The sequence below is a fragment of the Sinomonas susongensis genome (genome assembly GCF_005877005.1).
GTDB classification, from domain to species: Bacteria; Actinomycetota; Actinomycetes; order Actinomycetales; family Micrococcaceae; genus Sinomonas; species Sinomonas susongensis.
Map to the genome: position 1 here is coordinate 70386 of NZ_SSNH01000001.1, position 18940 is coordinate 89325.

At 68.6% G+C, this 18940-nt stretch carries 19 protein-coding genes and 1 tRNA gene; 14 read left to right on the forward strand and 6 right to left on the reverse strand.

The window, feature by feature from the left end; translation table 11 throughout:
• Positions 1 to 176 precede the first annotated feature (176 nt).
• Together rarD and E6A21_RS00320 are read right to left on the reverse strand one after the other, a co-directional pair.
• Positions 177 to 1214: an EamA family transporter RarD gene (rarD, locus tag E6A21_RS00315; RefSeq protein ID WP_425471488.1), complete on the reverse strand. Its 1038-nt coding sequence runs from the start codon at positions 1212 to 1214 to the stop codon at positions 177 to 179.
• A gap of 30 nt (positions 1215 to 1244) precedes the next feature.
• Positions 1245 to 1970: an ABC transporter permease gene (locus E6A21_RS00320; RefSeq protein ID WP_212745851.1), complete on the reverse strand. Its 726-nt coding sequence runs from the start codon at positions 1968 to 1970 to the stop codon at positions 1245 to 1247.
• Positions 1971 to 2056: 86 nt separating this feature from the next.
• On the opposite strand from E6A21_RS00320, the gene E6A21_RS00325 reads away from it, so the two are divergent.
• From E6A21_RS00325 to E6A21_RS00340, 4 genes are all read left to right on the forward strand, one after another.
• Positions 2057 to 3487, forward strand: a complete 1431-nt coding sequence (locus tag E6A21_RS00325; RefSeq protein ID WP_138442091.1) for an FAD-dependent oxidoreductase — start codon at positions 2057 to 2059, stop codon at positions 3485 to 3487.
• A 219-nt stretch (positions 3488 to 3706) separates the two neighbouring features.
• Entirely contained in the window at positions 3707 to 5407 is a 1701-nt protein-coding gene (locus E6A21_RS00330) for a sigma-70 family RNA polymerase sigma factor (protein ID WP_246036153.1), read from the forward strand.
• Positions 5408 to 5565: 158 nt separating this feature from the next.
• A complete protein-coding gene (locus E6A21_RS00335) occupies positions 5566 to 7098 on the forward strand; it encodes an APC family permease (RefSeq protein ID WP_138442095.1) in 1533 nt (510 codons plus the stop codon).
• A gap of 84 nt (positions 7099 to 7182) precedes the next feature.
• Entirely contained in the window at positions 7183 to 7785 is a 603-nt protein-coding gene (locus E6A21_RS00340) for a TetR/AcrR family transcriptional regulator (RefSeq protein ID WP_138442097.1), read from the forward strand.
• Between the two features lie 75 nt (positions 7786 to 7860).
• Here the strand turns inward: E6A21_RS00340 and E6A21_RS00345 are convergent, their stop codons facing one another.
• Both E6A21_RS00345 and E6A21_RS00350 read right to left on the reverse strand, forming a co-directional pair.
• Positions 7861 to 9306, reverse strand: coding sequence for a catalase (locus E6A21_RS00345; protein WP_138442099.1), 1446 nt, complete (start codon positions 9304 to 9306; stop codon positions 7861 to 7863).
• 38 nt (positions 9307 to 9344) lie between these two features.
• Positions 9345 to 9839 (reverse strand): Fur family transcriptional regulator, encoded by a 495-nt coding sequence (locus E6A21_RS00350; RefSeq protein ID WP_138442101.1) that lies wholly within the window; start codon positions 9837 to 9839, stop codon positions 9345 to 9347.
• Between the two features lie 156 nt (positions 9840 to 9995).
• Here E6A21_RS00350 and E6A21_RS00355 point away from each other — a divergent pair, with 156 nt between their 5' ends.
• From E6A21_RS00355 to E6A21_RS00365, 3 genes are all read left to right on the forward strand, one after another.
• Positions 9996 to 10763 carry an esterase/lipase family protein gene (locus E6A21_RS00355; protein WP_138442103.1) on the forward strand — a complete coding sequence of 256 codons (768 nt, stop codon included), beginning with the start codon at positions 9996 to 9998 and terminating at the stop codon, positions 10761 to 10763.
• Positions 10764 to 10792: 29 nt separating this feature from the next.
• A complete protein-coding gene (gene htpX / locus E6A21_RS00360; protein ID WP_138442105.1) occupies positions 10793 to 11671 on the forward strand; it encodes a zinc metalloprotease HtpX in 879 nt (292 codons plus the stop codon).
• A 97-nt stretch (positions 11672 to 11768) separates the two neighbouring features.
• Positions 11769 to 13040, forward strand: coding sequence for an MFS transporter (locus E6A21_RS00365; RefSeq protein WP_138442107.1), 1272 nt, complete (start codon positions 11769 to 11771; stop codon positions 13038 to 13040).
• Positions 13041 to 13067: 27 nt separating this feature from the next.
• On the opposite strand, the gene E6A21_RS00370 is transcribed toward E6A21_RS00365, so the two are convergent.
• A complete protein-coding gene (locus tag E6A21_RS00370) occupies positions 13068 to 13850 on the reverse strand; it encodes an alpha/beta fold hydrolase (RefSeq protein WP_138442109.1) in 783 nt (260 codons plus the stop codon).
• A gap of 118 nt (positions 13851 to 13968) precedes the next feature.
• On the opposite strand from E6A21_RS00370, the gene E6A21_RS17985 reads away from it, so the two are divergent.
• Both E6A21_RS17985 and E6A21_RS00385 read left to right on the forward strand, forming a co-directional pair.
• A complete protein-coding gene (locus E6A21_RS17985; protein ID WP_246036104.1) occupies positions 13969 to 14901 on the forward strand; it encodes a DUF3761 domain-containing protein in 933 nt (310 codons plus the stop codon).
• A gap of 53 nt (positions 14902 to 14954) precedes the next feature.
• Positions 14955 to 15185 (forward strand): hypothetical protein, encoded by a 231-nt coding sequence (locus E6A21_RS00385; protein ID WP_138442111.1) that lies wholly within the window; start codon positions 14955 to 14957, stop codon positions 15183 to 15185.
• Between the two features lie 321 nt (positions 15186 to 15506).
• On the opposite strand, the gene E6A21_RS00390 is transcribed toward E6A21_RS00385, so the two are convergent.
• On the reverse strand, positions 15507 to 15992 hold the full coding sequence (locus tag E6A21_RS00390; RefSeq protein WP_138442113.1) for a YajQ family cyclic di-GMP-binding protein: 486 nt from the start codon (positions 15990 to 15992) through the stop codon (positions 15507 to 15509).
• A 178-nt stretch (positions 15993 to 16170) separates the two neighbouring features.
• Between E6A21_RS00390 and E6A21_RS00395 the strand changes: the two genes are divergently transcribed.
• The 5 genes from E6A21_RS00395 (at position 16171) to trxA (ending at position 18932) form a co-directional block, all read left to right on the forward strand.
• Positions 16171 to 16455, forward strand: coding sequence for a hypothetical protein (locus E6A21_RS00395; protein ID WP_246036105.1), 285 nt, complete (start codon positions 16171 to 16173; stop codon positions 16453 to 16455).
• A gap of 128 nt (positions 16456 to 16583) precedes the next feature.
• Positions 16584 to 16665: transfer RNA gene (locus E6A21_RS00400), tRNA-Tyr, on the forward strand.
• 124 nt (positions 16666 to 16789) lie between these two features.
• Complete coding sequence (locus E6A21_RS00405; RefSeq protein ID WP_138442115.1) at positions 16790 to 17251, forward strand: MarR family winged helix-turn-helix transcriptional regulator; 462 nt, start codon at positions 16790 to 16792, stop codon at positions 17249 to 17251.
• Positions 17248 to 18477: an MFS transporter gene (locus E6A21_RS00410; RefSeq protein ID WP_138442117.1), complete on the forward strand. Its 1230-nt coding sequence runs from the start codon at positions 17248 to 17250 to the stop codon at positions 18475 to 18477. Before E6A21_RS00405 ends, E6A21_RS00410 begins: the two co-directional genes overlap by 4 nt.
• 77 nt (positions 18478 to 18554) lie before the next feature.
• Positions 18555 to 18932 carry a thioredoxin gene (trxA, locus tag E6A21_RS00415; RefSeq protein WP_138442119.1) on the forward strand — a complete coding sequence of 126 codons (378 nt, stop codon included), beginning with the start codon at positions 18555 to 18557 and terminating at the stop codon, positions 18930 to 18932.
• Positions 18933 to 18940: the final 8 nt, after the last annotated feature.

Below are 18940 nucleotides of genomic sequence, written 5' to 3' on the forward strand. Positions count from 1 at the left end.
CGAATCGTGGCTCTATGTGGACAACGGCCGTCTGTGGACAACGCACGTATGTGGGCAACGACCGTCCCTGAACGGCATAACCGTCCCGCACGCTAAACGGTCATGCCGTTTCGGGACGGTTATGCAGCTGCGGGACGGTTATGCAGCTGCGGGACGGTTATGCCCCAGAACGCCGGCTAGGCCCTCTGCGTTCCTGCGGCGGCACTGTCCCGGGCGGCGCGGACTGCCGAGCGGCGGCGCCTGCCCGCGAGCAGCATGTCAGCGGTCAGCACCACGAGAGCGAGCCAGACGATCGCGAACCCGGCCCAACGCTCCGGGCCCATGTGCTCGCCGAGGACGGTCACGGCGAGGATGAACTGCAGGAGCGGCGTCATGTACTGGAGCATGCCGATCATGGTCATCGGGAGCCGCCGGGCCGAAGCTCCGAAGAACAGCAGGGGGACTGCCGTGACGATGCCGCTCGCCGCCAGGAGCCAGAAGTGCCCGGGCCCGTTGCCGGTGACCGTGAGGGTTCCCGCCGCGCCCAGCCATGCGACCGCGACGAGGGCGAGCGGCGTGAGGACTACGGTCTCGACGGTGAGGCTCGTGACCGCAGGCACGGTGGCGCCGACCCGGTTCTTGACGAAGCCGTAGAAGCCGAAGCTGAACGCGAGGATGAGGGCGATCCACGGCACGCGCCCGTAGGCGACGGCGAGGACGATGACGGCCACGAAGCCGATGACGACGGCAGTCCACTGCAGCGGGCGCAGCCGCTCCTTGAGCAGGATCACGCCGAGGAGCACGCTCACGATGGGATTGATGAAGTAGCCGAGGGACGCCTCGATCGCCTGCCCGCTCAGCACGCCATACGTGTACGTGAGCCAGTTGATCGCGATCAGAACGGCGGCGACCGCAAGGATCCCGAATCCGCGCCGGGACCGGAAGACTGCCGCAAGCGAACCCCATGACCGGGTCACCGCGATCAGGACGAGGCACACGACGAGCGAGAACAGCACGCGGTCGGAGACGATCTCCACGGGGCCCGCGGGCGCCAGCGTGATGAAGTAGAGCGGGAGGAGCCCCCAGAGCCCATAGGCTCCGATGCCGTACAGGAGACCCGCCCCGGTGCGGGGAGCTTCCGTCGGGTCCGTCTGGGGACTGTTCTGGGCGGCCCGTTCCTGGGCGCCGTTGTTGCCGTTGTTCTGAGCGGGAAGGTTCTGGGCGGGCGGCTTCACGGTCACGACCGTACAACGGGATTGCTCCTGTCAGGTATTCCGGCGCCCCCAGACGCCCGCGGCGCACAGGTGGAGCGCGACGGCGGCCGCGATGGCACCGACGGCGACGAGCGAGACGAGCACCACGAGCTGCACGATGGCGGCCTCGACTGGACTGGCCCCGCCGAGCATCATTCCGACGAAGGCCCCTGGGAGGGTCACCGTGCCGACCGTGCGCGTCTGGTCGAGGGTCGGCAGAAGGCCTTCGCGCGCCGTGTGCTGCGAGACGAGGAGGCGCGCGGGCCGCCATTCGAAGCCGAGCGCGACGGCGGCCTCGACCTCTCCGCGCCGCACCTCCAGCTCGGCGAGGACCCGACGTCCCGCGAGGCTCGTCGTCGTCATCGCCCCGCCGACCTGCTGCCCGAGGAGGGCGATGAGCGCGAGCCCGTTGAAGGGCAGCACTCCCGTGGCAAGCAGGATGACCGCGGCCGGCAGCACGCTCGCCCCGATCGGGACGGCGGCCCACCACCAGCGTGGCGGATCGATGCGCCTGCCCGAGGTCACGACGGCGACGGCGAACATCACCAGGGCGAACACGAGTGCGAGCCAGGGGTTCTGGCCGAGCTGGGAGACGAGGAGGGCGACGACGGCGAGCTGGACGACGGCGCGCACGCTCGCCGTGACCGGAGGGAGCCACCCGCCGTCGAGCGCCCAGCGGTGCACAGCGGCTGCGAGCGCGGTGAGGAGGACGACGGCGACGACGACTCCGGGCCCCAAGCCTAGAAGCGTCGAACTCTGCACCCGAACTACAATAGGAGGCTGCGTGCCCAACACGGCGCGCCCGCTGCCGGAAGGATGCCCACGTGACCAACGTCTCTGCCCGACCCCTGCGCGTCGCCGTCATCGGCGCCGGGCCAGCCGGTGTCTACGCGGCAGACATCCTCACGAAGTCGAACGAGGTCAAGGACGGAGACGTCGAGGTCAGCATCGACCTCTTCGACCAGTACCCGGCTCCCTACGGGCTCATCCGCTACGGCGTCGCGCCGGACCATCCCCGCATCAAGGGCATCGTGAACGCGCTCCACAAGGTCCTCGACCGGGGAGACATCCGTTTCATCGGCAACGTGACCTACGGCCGAGATCTGACCCTGAGCGACTTCCGCCACCTCTATGACGCAGTCATCTTCGCGACGGGCGCGATCAAGGACGCAAGGCTCGACATCCCGGGCGCCGACCTCGAAGGCTCCTTCGGGGGTGCCGACTTCGTCTCCTGGTACGACGGGCACCCCGACGTGCCCCGCGACTGGCCGCTCGATGCCAAGGAAGTCGCCGTCCTCGGCAACGGCAACGTCGCCCTCGACGTGGCCCGCATGCTGTCGAAGCACGCCGACGACCTGCTCGTCACCGAAATCCCCGACAACGTCTACCAGGCGCTCAAGCGAAGCCCCGTCACGGACGTCCACGTCTTCGGCCGCCGTGGCCCGGCCCAGGTCAAGTTCACACCGCTCGAGCTCCGCGAGCTCTCGCACTCGCGCGACGTGGACATCGTGCTGTACCCCGAGGACTTCGAGTTCGATGAGGCCTCGGACGAGGCGATCCGCACGAACAACCAGGTCAAGACGATGGTCAACACTCTCGCGAACTGGATGGCCGAGGACCAGGACACGGGGGCCTCGCGCCGCCTGCACCTGCACTTCCTCCACAGCCCCGTCGAGATCTACGACTCGCCGGAGACGCCGGGCAGGGTCGCGGGGATCCGCTTCGAGCGTATGGAGCTCGACGGGACGGGCAACGTGCGCGGCACCGGCGAGTACGAGGACTACCCGGTGCAGGCCGTGTACCGTGCCATTGGCTATCACGGCTCCGAACTCGCCGAGCTCGAGTACGACGTCCACCGGGGCATCATCCCGAACGACGGCGGGCGCGTCCTCGACGCGGAGGGGAAGCCGGTTCCCGGGGTGTACACGACCGGATGGATCAAGCGAGGGCCCGTCGGGCTCATCGGCCACACTAAGGGCGACGCCCTCGAGACGATCGGCTGCCTGCTCGAGGACCGCGACTCGCTCGAGCCCGCGGACAACCCGGACGAGCACGCGATCATCGCGCTGCTCGAGGAGCGCGGCGTCGAGTACACGACGTGGGAGGGCTGGAACGAGCTGGACGCCCACGAGCGGGCCCTCGGCGAGAAGTTCACGGCCGAGTCCGCTGAGCGCGGGACCACGGTGCAGCGCGAGCGGGTCAAGGTCGTACCGCGCGAAGAGATGGTGCGGATCTCGCGGAAGAACGCGGGCTAGCGGATCAAGCAGGGCTAGCGGATCGAGCACAGGATAGCGGATCGAGCACGGGCTAACCCGGTTCACACGGGTCCCGTCCTGACCCGGGAAGTCCGTGGCCGCGAGGCGTCATAGAATCGGCGGAGCGAACTCCAACGTCATTGCGACCGTCGAGCCGGAAGGACGTTCCATGGCCGCGAGCGCCGACTCCGAGGCACTGCCCCCAGCGACGAACAGCTGATTGCCGAGGTCCGCGCGGGGGCGACCGAGGCGTATGCGCAGCTCTTCGAGCGCCACCACAGCGCCGCCGTCGCCCTTGCGCGCCGGTATGCCCGCAACGCGAGCGACGCCGAAGACCTCGCCTCCGAGGGCTTCGCCAACGTGCTGTCCGCTCTGCGAAGCGGTTCGGGCCCCGAGGCCTTCTTCCGCGCGTACCTCTTCACCTCCATCGCCCGGCTCGCGACCCGGGGCAACGTCAAGGCCGGGCGGCAGACACCGAGCGACGAGATGGAGCGGTACGAGGGCGAGCAGCCCTACGAGGATCCGGTCCTCGAGAGCTTCGAATCGGACGCTGTCTCAGCGGCCTTCAGCGCGCTCCCCGAACGGTGGCAGGCGGTGCTCTGGTACACCGAGATCGAGGGGATGCGGCCGGCTGCGGTCGCCCCGCTCCTCGGGCTCTCACCGAATGCCGTCTCCGCCCTCGCCCTCCGCGCCCGGGAGGGTCTCCGCCAGGCCTACCTGCAGGCGCACGTCGGGAAAGCAGCGGTCGACGACGGGTGCGCGCCGTTCGCGGACCAGCTCGGCGCCTACGTGCGGAACGGGTTGAGTCCCCGCAAGGCGAAGAAGGTCCGCGAGCACGTCGAGTTCTGCCCCCGCTGTTCCGCGGCCCTGCTCGAGCTCGACGATGTCGGCGTCGGCATGCGGGCTGTGGTCTTCCCTCTCGTGACCGCACTGCCGTTCGCGGCGCCGGCGGCGGGGAAGATCGTGGGCGGGGGTCTTGCGCTGGGAGGCGGCGAGTGGCTCCGTCGGGCCGTCGGCAAGGTCGGCGCGGGGAATCTCGTCCTGGTCGGCGCCGCCCTGGCCATGGTCGTCGCGGGCGGCGTTGCCGTCGCGTCAATCGGGTGGTTGCCCCCTGATCCGCTCGTCGACGCAGCCCGCCCGTTGGGTTCCGCGTCGTCGAGTGCCAGCGTCCTGCCCGAGGCCCCCGGTTCCGGCGCCTCCGGCGTTCCGGCTGAAGAAGCGGTGCGGGCCGGGGAAGCGGTGCGGGCCGGGGAAGCGGTGCCGTCTGAGGAAGCAGTGCCTATTGAAGAAGCAGTGCCTGTTGAGGAAGCAGTGCCTGTTGAAGAAGCGGTACCGGCTGAACGGGCAGCCCCGGCGCGACCGCTTGCGCGACGCCTTCCTCCTGCCGCGCCTGTCCAGGCGCCTGTCCCGGCGTCTGCACCGGTCGCTACAGGGGTCCCGACACGTATCCCGGCACCTCCAACGGCGCCGGCTCCCTTCGCCCCCACGAGCCCCACGCTGCCGAGGCTCCCGCCGAGCCCGACGGCGGTTCCGACGGCGGTTCCGACCCCAAGCGCTGCCAGCTTCCCGTACACCCTCGCGGGGACGGTCTCGCATGCTTCGGGAATGCCGAGCACGGACTCGGTCCAGCTCAGGGCGAATCTGGCGCGACAGCCGTCCCAGCCCACCGAAGTGGTCGTCAGGATCCGCTACGGCTCCCTCGACCAGCCTGCGTGGTCGGCGCCGTGGTCGTGCTCGCCGTTCCTCGACGTGACCGTCCCCTCGACAACCCTCACGTGCGTAGCTCCGTTCGGCGGCGGTCCACAGCTCCCGGCGCTGACCCTCGCGTGGGGGACGGCCACCCCTCCGGGCATCGGCGGCGAGGCCGTCCTCGAGGAGCTCCTCACCGGAGCTGCAGTCTCCAACCGCTGGACCTTCTGACTAGAGGATCACCGCAGAGGCTCAGGGGGCGCGACGTCGGCTTCCGCATGGTGAGACGATTTGATCGTCCCATGGAGTGGACTCCTAAGGTTAACGGGTTGTTCTGGCCTAGCCGGGTTCGTTGCCCGCGGCCCCATCACCCGAGCCCCAGGAAGACGATGCAGATCCTTCGCACCAAACCCATCGAGCAGTCGCTCGCCGATTCCGACGAGCCGGGGAGGCGGCTCAAGCGGTCGCTCAGTACCTGGGACCTCATGATCATGGGCATCGCCGTCGCGGTCGGTGCCGGCATCTTCTCGGTGGGCGCAAAGGCCGCCGCGAGCTTCGCCGGACCGGCAGTGACCGTCTCGTTCGCGATCGCTGCCGTCGCGTGTGCGCTGGCCATCATGTGCTATGCCGAATTCGCGACCGCGATCCCCGTGGCCGGCTCCGCCTACGTGTTCACCTACGCCACGATGGGCGAGCTCCTCGCATGGATCATCGGCTGGAACCTGATCCTCGAGCTCTTCACGGCGGGTGCCGTCGTCGCGAAGTACTGGGGTCTCTACCTGAGCAAGGTCTTCGCCCTGGTGGGGCTCGACGTCCCTGCCAGCATCCAGCTCGGGCCGGTCGAGCTCGTCTGGGGCCCGTTCCTGATCGTCGCAATCTTCACGGACCTGCTCGTCCTCGGGACGAAGCTCTCCGCGCGCGTCGCGAACTTCTTCACCATCGTGAAGATCGCCGTCGTCCTCTTCGTCATCGTCGTCGGATTCATGTACGTCAAGGCGCAGAACTACGCCCCCTTCGTTCCCGCGTCGGTGCCCTCGCACGCATCGGGGGGCACGGCGGTCCTCCAGCAGTCCCTCTTCGCCTTCGCGACCGGCTCGGCCCCGGCGCAGTACGGCCTCTTCGGCGTGTTCGCGGGTGCTGCGCTCGTGTTCTTCGCGTTCATCGGCTTCGACGTGGTCGCGACGAGCGCGGAAGAGGTCAAGAATCCCCAGAAGACCCTGCCGCGCGGCATCTTCGCCGGACTCGCCGCTGTGACGCTGCTCTACATCCTCGTCTCGCTCGCCCTGACCGGGATGGTGCCCTACACGACGCTCGCCGCAGCGGACCAGCCCACCCTCACCACGGCGTTCGAGGCCGTCGGCAACACGGGTGCCGCGAAGGTCATCGCGTTCGGCTCGCTCGTGGGCCTCACGACCGTCATCATGGTCCTGCTCATGGGCTTCGCGCGCGTTGTGCTCGCGATGAGCCGTGACGGACTCCTGCCCCGCGCGCTTTCGGTCACCTCGGAGAAGCGTTCGACGCCGGCCCGTCTCCAGATCCTGTGCGGCGCCCTCGTCGCCCTCGTCGCGGGCCTCACGCAGGTCGATGTGCTCGAAGAGATGATCAACATCGGCACGCTCTCGGCCTTCGTCGTCGTGAGCCTCGGGATCATCGTCCTGCGCCGGCGCCGCCCCGACCTCAAGCCCTCGTTCCGGGTGCCTTTCGGAAAGGTGATCCCGATTGTGTCGGCCGTCCTGTGCCTGTACCTCATGACCAACCTCGCGGTCGAGACCTGGATCTACTTCGCCGGCTGGCTCGTGGTGGGCCTGATCATCTACTTCTCCTATGGACAGCGCCACTCGCGGCTCAACGAGCGCTTCGCTGCGGCGCGGGAGGCGGTTGCGCCGGCGGCCGCAGAACGTGTCCCGAGCCGCGAATCCTGAGAGGCCCGCTGTAGGATCTTCGCAAGGGGACACACAGTCGGCACATCCGATTACGCGTTTGTGATCGGTAGCAAGGAATGGTTTATGGCAAGACCGCCGCGGCCAGAGCGGAAGACGGAGCTGCTTGAGCAGATTCTCGAATTCCTACTGGACAAGACGCTTGCAGACCTGACCTTCCGGAGCCTCGCCGACGGGCTGGGCATCAGCAGCTACGTCCTCGTCTACCACTTCGGGAACCGCGAGCAGCTCGTGTCGGAGATCATCCGCGGCATCGAGTCCCGCTTCGACCGGCTGCGCCCGGGCCCCGAGCATCTTGGCCTCTCCGAGCTGGTCCTGTGGTCCCGCGCAGTGTTCGAGCAGTCGCTCGAGAACCGCGGCCGCCAGCTCCAGCGGCTCGAGTTCGAGGCAGCCGTCCAGGACGCGGTGGCGGAGCGCGCCCGGGGGAACTCGGTCGCAGGGTACCTCGGCTGGTGCTCCTTCCTCGCGTCGTGGCTCGAGGAGGAGGGCCTCCCGGCGAAGGAGGCCGCAGTGCGGGGACGTGCGTATGTCGCCTCCGTGATGGGCATCCTCTACGACTACGTCATCTGCGCCGACCGCGAGTCGGCGAGTGCGTCGTTCGAGATGCTCACCGACGCGTTCATCCGGCAGCTTGACGCGGCGCGCCCGTCATTCGAGGGCCGGGCATAGACCAACGCCGTACGCCGAAGCGGAACGGCCACGCCCCGACGGATTCCGTCGGGGCGTGGCCGTTTCCTTGCGTGCCTACTTGCCGAGTTCTGCCCGGAGCTTGGCGCCGAGCCCGGCGTCCACGTTCGTCCAGTACTGGATCGCGCGCTCCTTGATGTCGGCGCGCTTCACGCCGCCCACCGCGCCGGCGATCGTCTCGAGGAAGCGGGCCCGGGCGGCGTCGTCGAACACCTCGCGGTAGAGGATGCCCGGCTGCACGAAGTCGCCGTCCTCGGCGTGGAGGGAGTGCGCGGCGAGGGTCAGCTCGCCGTCGTTCTCCCAGCCGCCGCCCGGGTTGGCGGGCTCGATGGCGGCGGGACCGCCGAGCGAGTTCGGTGCGTACACCGGAGCCGCGGGGGAGTTGTAGTGGAAGCGGGCCGAGCCGTCCTGGCTGTAGTTGCGGACTTCGGTCTTGGGTGCGTTCACCGGAAGCTGGGCGTGGTTCGTGCCGACCCGGTAGCGGTGCGCGTCAGCGTAGGAGAAGATGCGCGCCTGCAGCATCTTGTCCGGCGACGCGGCGATCCCCGGCACGAAGTTCGACGGCGCGAACGCCGCCTGCTCGATCTGCGCGAAGTAGTTCTCCGGGTTCCGGTTGAGGGTCATCGTGCCGACCTTGATGAGGGGGTAGTCCTTCTTGGACCACGTCTTCGTGAGGTCGAACGGGTTGTACCGGTAGGTCTTGGCCTCCTCGTACGGCATGACCTGGACGAAGAGGTCCCAGCTCGGGAAGCTGCCCTCCTCGATGCTCTCGTAGAGGTCCTGGATGTAGTAGTCCGCGTTCTCGCCTGCGATGCGCTCGGCCTCTTCGCCCGTGAGGTTCTCGACGCCCTGGTTCGTGTGGAAGTGGTACTTGACCCAGAAGCGCTCGCCCGCTGCATTGATCCACTGGTACGTGTGCGAGCCGTAGCCCTGCATGTTGCGCCACGTCTTGGGGAGGCCGCGGTCGCCCATGAGCCACGTGACCTGATGGGCCGACTCGGGGGAGAGGGTCCAGAAGTCCCACTGCATGTCAGCATCGCGGAGGTGGCTGCCCGGGAGGCGCTTCTGGGAGTGGATGAAGTCGGGGAACTTGATGCCGTCGCGGATGAAGAAGACGGGGGTGTTGTTGCCGACGAGGTCGTAGTTGCCCTCGCTCGTGTAGAACTTGATGGCGAAGCCGCGCGGATCGCGCCACGTGTCGGGCGAGCCGTTCTCGCCGGCGACCGAGGAGAAGCGGATGAGCATCTCGGTCTCGGCGCCCGGCTGGAAGAGCGCCGCCTTCGTGTACCGGGAGACGTCCTCGGTGGTCTCGAAGACGCCGAACGCGCCGCCGCCCTTGGCGTGGACGACGCGTTCCGGGACGCGCTCGCGGTTGAACTGGGCGAGCTTCTCGACCAGGTAGTGGTCCGTGAGGATGATGGCGCCGTCGGGGCCCAGCGACTGTGCATGGGCGTCCGAAGTGACAGGGGCGCCGGACTGTGTCGTCGAGTAGTTGACCGTCATGACTCTCCTTCTTTCCGCGCTCGTGCGCGGTCGGGGTTTCAGGTGGAGGGGAGGGTTTGAGGGGGCCCGGACGGAGGAGTGTGCTGCTTGGCAGCGCAGTCCGAGCAGACGCCGACGTACGTAACATCGGCGATCATGATCGTCATACCGTGCGTCTCGCTCGGCGTGAGGCAGGGCGCGTGGCCCACGGCGCACTCGACATCCTCGACGCGACCGCACACGGAGCAGATGGCGTGGTGGTGGTTGTCGCCGACGCGGGTCTCGTAGAGCGCGGGGGAGTGCGGAGGCTCGAAGCGGCGCAGCATCCCGAGGTCCGTGAGGTCGCCGAGGACTACGTATACGGACTGAGGCGTGAGCTCGGGAAGGTCTTCGCGGGCCATCGCGAGGATCGCGTCCGCCGAGGAATGCGGGTGGCGTTCGACGGCGTCGAGCACCGCGAGGCGCTGGCGCGTGACGCGCCTGCCGTGCTCGCGGAGGGCCGAAGACCAGACCGGGGCAGAAGCCCCGGGGCCGTTGCCGTGCGTGCGTTCCATGACCTCATTGAATCATTTATTTTGAGGAAGTCACAATAAGGGGAGCCTCACCTGAGCTTGACAGGAAGTGGCCCAAGTGTGACAGCTTCTGCACAGGAGCCGTGATTACGCTGGCTGCAATTGGACTTTGTGTTCCCCTCCGTGGAAGGAGCATCCGTGGACACAGCGATGGGCACGACGGCGGCGCCCCGTGAGGCGCTCGGCGTCGCCGGTGGCTTCGTGCTCGACTGGGGCTATGCGCTCTGGCGGCAGGTGGCCTCCGTCGCCCGAGGGCGTGTCATGGTGACGACGGTCCACCCGCCGGAGGGCGAGCCGGGGGGCTCTCCCACCAGGAAGACGAAGGTCGACGTCGTCCTCATCCCCGGAATCTACGAGCCCGCGGGCTTCATGGACCCCCTCCGCCGCAGGCTCCAGGAAAGGGGACACCGCGTCGTCGTCCTACCCGAGCTCGGGTACAACCGACGGACCATTCCGGAGACCGCCGACGTCGCCGCGGCGAGGCTCCGCGAGCTCGGGATGAAGGACGCCGTCGTCATCGCCCACAGCAAGGGCGGTCTCGTGGGGAAGCTGCTCATGACGGCCTACGCCCAGGACGGCCTCGTCGCGCGGATGCTGGCCGTCGGAACTCCGTTCGAGGGCGCGCGGTACTCGAGGTACGCGCCGACCAGGCCCCTCCGCTCCTTCTACCCGGGCCACCCCGTTCTGGGCTCGCTCGCGAAGAACCTCGAGGTGAACGCCCGCATCGTCTCGGTCGGCGCCCGCGTCGACCCGCTCGTCGGGCGCTCGACCCGGCTCGAAGGCGGGAGCAATATCGTGCTCCCGGTCACCGGGCACTTCCGGATCCTCGAGAGCCCGGAGTTCATGGCGGTGGTCGACGGATTCCTCCGGGACGAACTTGGCGGTTCCGGGGAGCAAGCAGGCTGAGTCGTTCGTTGAAGGTGCAGGAGGTTACTGTGCACAACCATCACAACGGGCTCAAGACTGCCGTCCTGTTCGGCGTCCTGTGGGCCGTGCTCCTCGGTATCGGGGGGCTTATCGGCGCGGGCACCCGCAGCGCCGCGCCGATCTGGCTCTTCGCGGCGATCGGCATCGCGACGACCGCGTACAGCTACTGGAACAGCGACAAGATCGCGCTCCGCTCGATGCAGGCCTATCCGGTCAGCGAAGCGGAGGCCCCCGGGCTGTACCAGATTGTCCGCGAACTCTCCCAGCGGGCCAACCAGCCCATGCCGCGGATCTACGTCTCACCCACCCAAGCGCCCAACGCGTTCGCGACCGGGCGCAATCCACAGCATGCGGCGGTGTGCTGCACCGAGGGCATCCTCCAGATGCTCGACGCCCGCGAGCTGCGCGGTGTGCTCGGCCACGAGCTCATGCACGTCTACAACCGCGACATCCTCACCTCGTCGATAGCGGCCGCGGTGGCCGGGGTCATCACCTCGGTCGCGCAGTTCGCGATGTTCTTCGGCGGCGGGGACAGCCGCAACCGCAACGCGAACCCCTTGGCCCTCCTCGCGCTCGCGCTCCTCGCGCCGTTCGCGGCGACGATGATCCAGCTCGCGATCTCGCGCACCCGCGAGTACGACGCCGACGAGGACGGTTCGCGCCTCACGGGCGACCCGCTCGGGCTCGCGTCCGCGCTCAGCAAGATCGAGGGCGGCGTGCGGCAGTACCCGCTCCCGCAGGACCAGTCCCTCGTGAACACCTCGCACCTCATGATCGCGAACCCGTTCAAGCGGGGCGGCGGCGTGGCCAACATGTTCTCGACCCACCCTCCCATGAAGGAGCGCATCGGCCGCCTCGAGAGCATGGCGGGACGCCTGGAGCGCTGACCTCCCGGGGCCCCTGCCCCGGCACCCAGACCAGCAGCGGCAGGCCGCCGTCGTCGTGCGCACGTGAGGCGCGCACGACGGCGGCTAGGCTGTCCCGGTGGGAAGTCTGCTGGCCGATGTAACGCCCCTGAGGGAGAGCCCGGACTTCCGGCGCATGTGGACGGGGCAGCTCCTCAGCATCCTCGGAAGCCAGCTGACGCTCACCGCGGTGAGCCTCCAGGTCTACGACCTCACGCGGTCGAGCTTCGACGTCGGCGTGCTGGGACTCGTGGCGCTCGTCCCGCTCATCGCGGCAGGCCTCTACGGAGGCTCGATCGTGGACGCCCACGACCGGCGGATCGTCGCGATCGCCTCATCCGCGCTCCTCTGGGGCACGAGCGCCCTCATCGCCCTGCAGGCCTGGCTGCACGTGGGGAGCCTGGCGCTCATCTATGTGCTCATCGCGCTCCAGGCCCTCGGCTCCGGCATCAACATGCCCGCGAGGAGCAGCATCATCGCGCGGCTGATCCGGCCCGAGCTTCTCGTCGCGGCCAATTCCCTCAACATGATCACGTTCGGCCTCGGTGGCGCCGTCGGGCCGCTCCTCGCCGGCACGCTCGTCGCGAGCGTCGGGTACGGCTGGACCTACACGCTCGACGTCATGAGCTTCACGGTGGCCATGTGGGCCCTGTTCCGGCTCCCGCCCCTGCCCCCTGAGGGGGAGGTCCGGCGGGCCGGCCTCCGATCGGTGGCAGAGGGCTTCCAGTTCCTCGGGACGCGCCCCAACATCCGCATGACGTTCGTGATCGACCTCTGCGCGATGGTCTTCGCCATGCCACGCTCGCTCCTCCCCGCAGTCGCCGCTGTCTCGATCGGCGGTGGAGCCGCGACTGCCGGGGCCCTGCTCGGCGGAATCGCGGCCGGGACGTTCCTCGGAGGACTGTTCTCAGGGCCCGTGGGACGGCTGCGGTGGCAGGGCCGAGGCGTCCAGCTGGCCGTTGCAGGATGGGGGGCGAGCATCCTTGGGTTCGGCCTCGTCGTCCTGGGCGCGGGTCATAGCTCGCCGGGCGGGGCCACTTGGTGGCTCGTGCCTGCGCTCCTGTGCATGGTGGCGGCCGGGGCCGCCGACTCGGTCAGTGCGTCCCTCCGATCCACGATCCTGCAGGCCGCCACCCCCGACTCCATGCGGGGCCGGCTTCAGGGCGTGTTCACGGTCGTCGTCGCGGGTGGCCCCCGTCTCGGCGACGTTTTCGCAGGCGGGATGGCCGGCTGGGTCGGCGAGGGGTTCGCCGTCGTCGTCGGGGCCCTCGTGTGCCTCGCGCTCGTCGTCGTGCTCCGACTCGCCCAGCCTCGGTTCGCCGAGTACGACGCCCTCAACCCGACGCCCTAGCCGGCCCCGCCCCGCCCTGGTCGGCCCCTAGCTTGCAGGCAGCCGGGACGCGAAGTCCACGACGGCAGCCGTGAGGAGGTCCGCCGAGACGTCATGGGTCTGCCCGTCGAGGCTGCCGTACGCCGACCCGGGGATCGCGGCTGCAGCGGCCTTCGCCCCGTCCTGCAGCATCTTCGGGCTCGCGCCGCCGGACAGCACGAGCGCGGGGACGCTGATCGTGCCGAAGACGTCTGCGGGGATGGGGCCGCCGAGAGCTGCGTCGTCGTAGGCGAGGGTCGGGGCGAGGCGGACGCCCCGGGGCCAGTACGGGGACTGGCGCATCCCCGCGATCGCCTCGGCGGGAAGGCCGACCCGCTCGAGGAAGAGGGTGAAGGCCCCGTCGTGGTCGCCGTCGTCGATGCGCTTTTTGAGCTCGAGCGTGTACGCAGCGGCTGCAGCGATGCCCTGCTCGTCGGTCGGGTACGGCGGCTCCCACATGACGAGTGCGCGGACTGGCAGACTCGCGGCGGCACGCGCCGCGAGGGCCGCCCCCGACGAGAAGCCCACGAGGACCGGGGGAGCCCCGGCGACGTCGAGCAGGGCCGCGATGTCGTCGATTTCGCGTTCGACCGCGAACGGCAGTGTGTCGGTGCTGTCGCCGCGCCCGCGGCGGTCGTAGTTGAGGACGTCGAAGTGCTCGGCGAGTGCGCTGGCGAGGGCCGCGTCCGCCTGGCGGTCGCTCGACGCGCCCGAGACGACGATGAGGGGTTCACCTCGGCCCGACCGATCGAAGGCGATGACAGTTCCGTCCTGAGAGGTCACGGTTTCCATGGGCTTCACCGTAGGACGCGAACCACGATCGGGAAATGCTTGCGCGCGTCGGTTCTCGGTGAAAAGCTGCCTTTTACATCTGGATTATTGCCGTTCCGGCACTGGGTTTGGGGGGACCGTGGGGACCAAGGATGCTTCGAAGCTGCTCGGCGTTGCTGCAGCAGCACTGACGTTGGCTCTGGCGGGGTGCGGGGGAACGCCGGTGTCGAGCGCGGGCGGCGTGTCGTCGTTCGCTCCGTCGTCCTCGGCGACGGCATCGCCGAGGACCTCTCCGTCCGCAACCGGCACGCCTTTCGTGACGCCGACGGCGACACCGACGACGGCGGCGGCTCCGGCGTCGTCAGCCCCGCCCTACGCCGGCGCGGCGCTCGGCGGGACCTACGCCGCAGCCGTTGGAGGCGCAGGCATCCTCCCGGACGGCAGCGTGACCCCGGGCGCCACGAATCCCGCGGTGTCCCAGGGGGACATCGGCACCACCATCTGTGTGTCCAACTGGACGACGACGGTGCGGCCGCCGTCGTCGTACACTTCCCAGCTCAAGCTGGACCAGCTGCGCGCAGGGTACTCCTACAACGGCGATCTCAACCCCGCCGACTACGAAGAGGACCACCTCATCCCGCTCGAGCTCGGCGGCGCGCCCTCGGATGTGCACAACCTCTGGCCCGAGCCGTCGACGGCGGCGACCGGCGGCTCGAAGGCGAAGGACGAACTCGAGAACAAGCTGCACTCGCTGGTCTGCTCGGGGCAGCTCGCGCTGGCTTCCGCCCAGCAGGCCATCGCGTCCAACTGGTGGGATGCGTATGAGCAGTACGTTGCTCCAGCCGCTGCTCCTGCACCGGCGCCCGCGGCTCCGGCGCAGCCCGTGGCCCCGGCACCCGCACCCGCCGCTCCGGCGCAGCCCGATCCAGCACCGGCGGCACCCGCGCCTGCTCCTGTGGCCCCTGCCCCGGCAGGTGCCATGGCCAAGTGCAACGACGGCACCCTCTCGTACTCCGCGACCCACAGTGGAACCTGCTCCCACCACGGCGGCGTCGCGATCTGGTACAGATAGGCTCTGTGTCCCCCTATGGACAGAACGTTCTGTCTACCTGTAGCGTCGCGTCCATGGTTGAGGTGTTGGCGGCCGAGATGATGCCCGGGCCCCTGCTGCTGCAGGAGGACAGGGAGACGTTGGGCGAGCAGGTGGTCGGGATCCTGCGAGAGCTGCTCGAGGGTCCGGCACTCTGCGAAGCAGCCAAGGTCCGCCTCCGCCGCACGCTCGTGAAGCACCGCGGCCACCCCGAACGGGCCCTGCTCGAGCACCTGCGGTCGATGGGCGTCGAGCCGCCGGAATGACCGTCCTGGCTCTTGGTCGCGGGGTCGCGTCCCCGTAGCCGACTGCCCCCGGAACGCACGAGGCCCCGGACCGAAGTCCGGGGCCTCACCCATGCGAAGGGAAATAGGCGGCGATGCACCCGGCACAGGGCCTCGATTCTGAAGCCCTCGCACCGTACCGGGTGCATCACCTAGACGCGACGCGGAGTTCTGCCATCCGCGCACCTGACGAAGCTATCCAGCCAGACTGTGCTGCACCTATGCCGCGGCAATGAGCCGGCCCGGAGAACGGGCGGGCCTCACTCGCGGGGACCGTGCCCGCGGAGACGGTGCGGTCAGCGATCAGCGGAAGTTGACGAACTGGAGGTCTGCGTCTTCGAATCCCTTGAGGAGGGCGATCGTGGCCTGGAGGTCGTCGCGCGACTTCGATGAGACGCGCAGCTCGTCCCCCTGGATCTGGGCCTTGACGCTCTTCGGCGCTTCGTCCCGGATGAGCTTCGAGATCTTCTTCGCGTGCTCCTGCGAGATGCCCTCCTTGATCGACGCCTCGATCCGGTACTCCTTGCCCGAGGCGAACGGCTCGCCGGCGTCGAGGGACTTGAGGGAGATGCCGCGCTTGACGAGCTTGGACTGGAAGACGTCGAGGACTGCCTTCACGCGCTCCTCAGAATTGGCCTTCATGAGGATCTTCTCGCCGCTGTGGTCGATCTCCGCACCGACTCCCTTGAAGTCGTAGCGCTGCGCAATCTCCTTCTGCGACTGGTTGAGCGCGTTCGCGACCTCCTGCTTGTCGACCTTGCTCACGACGTCGAATGTCGAATCGGCCATTGCTGCCTCCTGCACGTGGCTCGCCGCCTCCCGGCGGTTGAATCTGTCCGCGCCCAGCCTAGTTGCTCCCTGTGCGGGGGCGCTCGGCGTCACAGTTCACTCTTAGCCGAAGCCCAGCGGGACCGGATGTTCGCACGGGAACGTTGAGTGGACGGAAGATCCCCCGAAGGGAGCAATCGTGGCACGGAAGTCCAACCCCGAGCGCGCGGCGAGGCGCTCGGCAGCCCGGGTCGTTGCGGACGGTGTGGCGGCCGCTGCAGGGGGAGTGGTCGCAGCGACCTTTGCCGCCGGCATCGTGATGTCGCCCGCACAGGCGCCCCAGGCTCGTCTCGGAGGCATCCACGAGGACCTTCAGCGAGCCGTTGCGCTTCAGCAGATCACGCCCGAACAGGCCGCTCTCTTCGAGGTCAAGCTCCAGCGGGAGATCCTCCGCGACACGTCCGACGACGAGTCGCCTGCCTGACGCTGGAGGGTGGCCGGGCGGTGCTACGACTGGGTCGGAGGGTCGATTCGACTGGCGCCCCGATGTTCTGTAAGGTTGTCTTGCTCGCTCAGCGGAACGTTGCCCAGGCTCGTTCTGATGGCGTGCTCGGCAGATTACCCGAGCGGCCAAAGGGGGCTGACTGTAAATCAGCTGGCATTGCCTACGGGGGTTCGAATCCCTCATCTGCCACCGCGGAAACCCCGGTCTACGGACCGGGGTTTCGTCGTACCCGGCGCCTCTTCGCCGGCTCCGTCGCGTGAACTCCGTCTCGCCCGCTTGAATTTAGGCTCCCTAACATTTAGGCTACCTAAGTATGAATGAACAGGAGCTCGCGAGCCTCGCTGACCGCTTCCGCAGCATGCTGCGCCTCGCCGTCTTCGTCTCGCGCCGCCTCGACGGCGACCTCGAGCTCTCGACAACCCAGCTGAGCATCCTCACCATGTGCGGCAACGACGGACTCCGGATGGGAGTCATCGCCGGGAACCTCGGTGTCAGGGTCCCCTCCGCGACCGAGCAGGTCAGCCGGCTCGAGCGCGCCGGCCTCCTCGAGAGGCACGCCGACCCCAAGGACGCGCGCGCCGTCGTCGTCCGCCGGACCCCCAGAGGGGACAAAACCGCCGCAGAGGTGAGCCGCCGCCGGACAGCCCGCATGGTCGACGTCCTCGAAACCCTCGAGCCCGCCGAACTCGAGGCCCTTCGCACGGCGCTGCCCGTCATGGACAAGATCAACGAGCGACTGCACAGCATTTCGAACCCCAAGGAGCGCATCGCATGACTGCCGAGTCCGCAGTCCATACTTCCGAAACAGAGAAGACCCTCCAGGCCGAAAAGGCCTCCTTCTTCCGCCAGCCGAAGGCCGTCTGGGCCACGGCGGTCGCGGCAGTCTTCGCCTTCATGGGCATCGGCCTTGTCGACCCGATCCTCCCGTCCATTGCGGTCAACCTCAGGGCGACCCCGAGCGAGGTTTCGCTCCTCTTCACGAGCTACTTCCTCGTCACTGCGGTCGCGATGCTCGTGACGGGCTTCGTCTCCTCGCGCATCGGCGGCAAGAAAACGCTCCTCATCGGCCTCGCCCTCATCGTCGTCTTCGCCTCGCTCTCCGGCACGAGCGGCTCGGTATGGCAGCTCGTCGGCTTCCGCGCAGGCTGGGGCCTCGGCAACGCCCTGTTCGTCGCGACCGCGCTCGCGGTCATCGTCGGCGTCGCCACCGGCGGAACGTCGACCGCGATCATCCTCTACGAGGCTGCCCTCGGCCTCGGCATCTCGCTCGGCCCGCTCGTGGGCGCCCTGCTGGGCGGCTGGAAGTGGCGCGCTCCGTTCTTCGGCACCGCGACGCTCATGGCCGTCGCGTTCATCGCCCTCATCGTGATGCTGCCCAAGACTCCCGTCCCCGCACAGAAGACACGGCTCAGCGCGCCCCTCCGCGCGCTGGGGCACCCGGGACTGCGGACGACCGCGGGCAGCGCCTTCTTCTACAACTTCGGCTTCTTCACCGTGCTCGCCTTCGTCCCGTTCATCCTCGGCATGAACGCCTACGGGATCGGCGCCGTGTTCTTCGGCTGGGGCGTGGCCCTCGCTCTGTGCTCCGTTCTCGTCGCACCGCAGCTCCAGGCGCGCTTCGGCGACGTGAAGGTCCTCACCGGAACGCTCGCGTGCCTGGCCCTCGACCTCGTCGGCATCGGCATCTCGGCTGCGGCCCACTCGGTTCCGGCTGTCGTGGTGTTCGTGATCGTCGCGGGCGCCCTGCTCGGCGTCAACAACACCGTCTACACCGAACTCGCCATGGGCGTCTCCGATTCGCCGCGCCCCGTCGCGAGCGCCGGCTACAACTTCGTGCGCTGGATGGGCGGGGCACTCGCCCCCTATGTCGCGACGAAGCTCGGCGAGACATTCGGTGCGCCGATCCCGTTCTTCGTGGCCGCGGTCGCCCTCGTCGTCGCCATCGGAATCGCCCTCGCCGGGCGCTCCTACCTCTCGGAGCACGAGCCCGCGGCCGTTTGAGGCTCTCGGTCGCGGGAATGTTCCTCCGGAGCAGGTCGTTGATGCACTAGACGACCGCAACCGTGAGGAGAGCGTCAATGCCCACCAAGAACATCACAGGCGAGACCTTCGCCGACACCATCGAGAAGAACGACATCGTGCTCGTAGACTTCTGGGCCTCGTGGTGTGGGCCCTGCCGCCAGTTCGCCCCGACCTACGAGGCGGCCTCGGAGAAGCACCAGGACGTCGTGTTCGCCAAGGTGGACACCGAGGCCGAGCAGGTCCTCGCTGCCCAGGCCAACATCACGTCGATCCCGACGCTCATGGCCTTCCGCGAAAAGGTCCTCGTCTTCTCCCAGCCCGGTGCACTCCCGCCTGAGGCGCTCGAGCAGGTGATCACCGCGGTGAAGGGACTCGACATGGAGGACGTCCACCGCAAGGTCGCCGAGGCCCAGGCAGCGCGAGGCGATAACTGATCCAACCC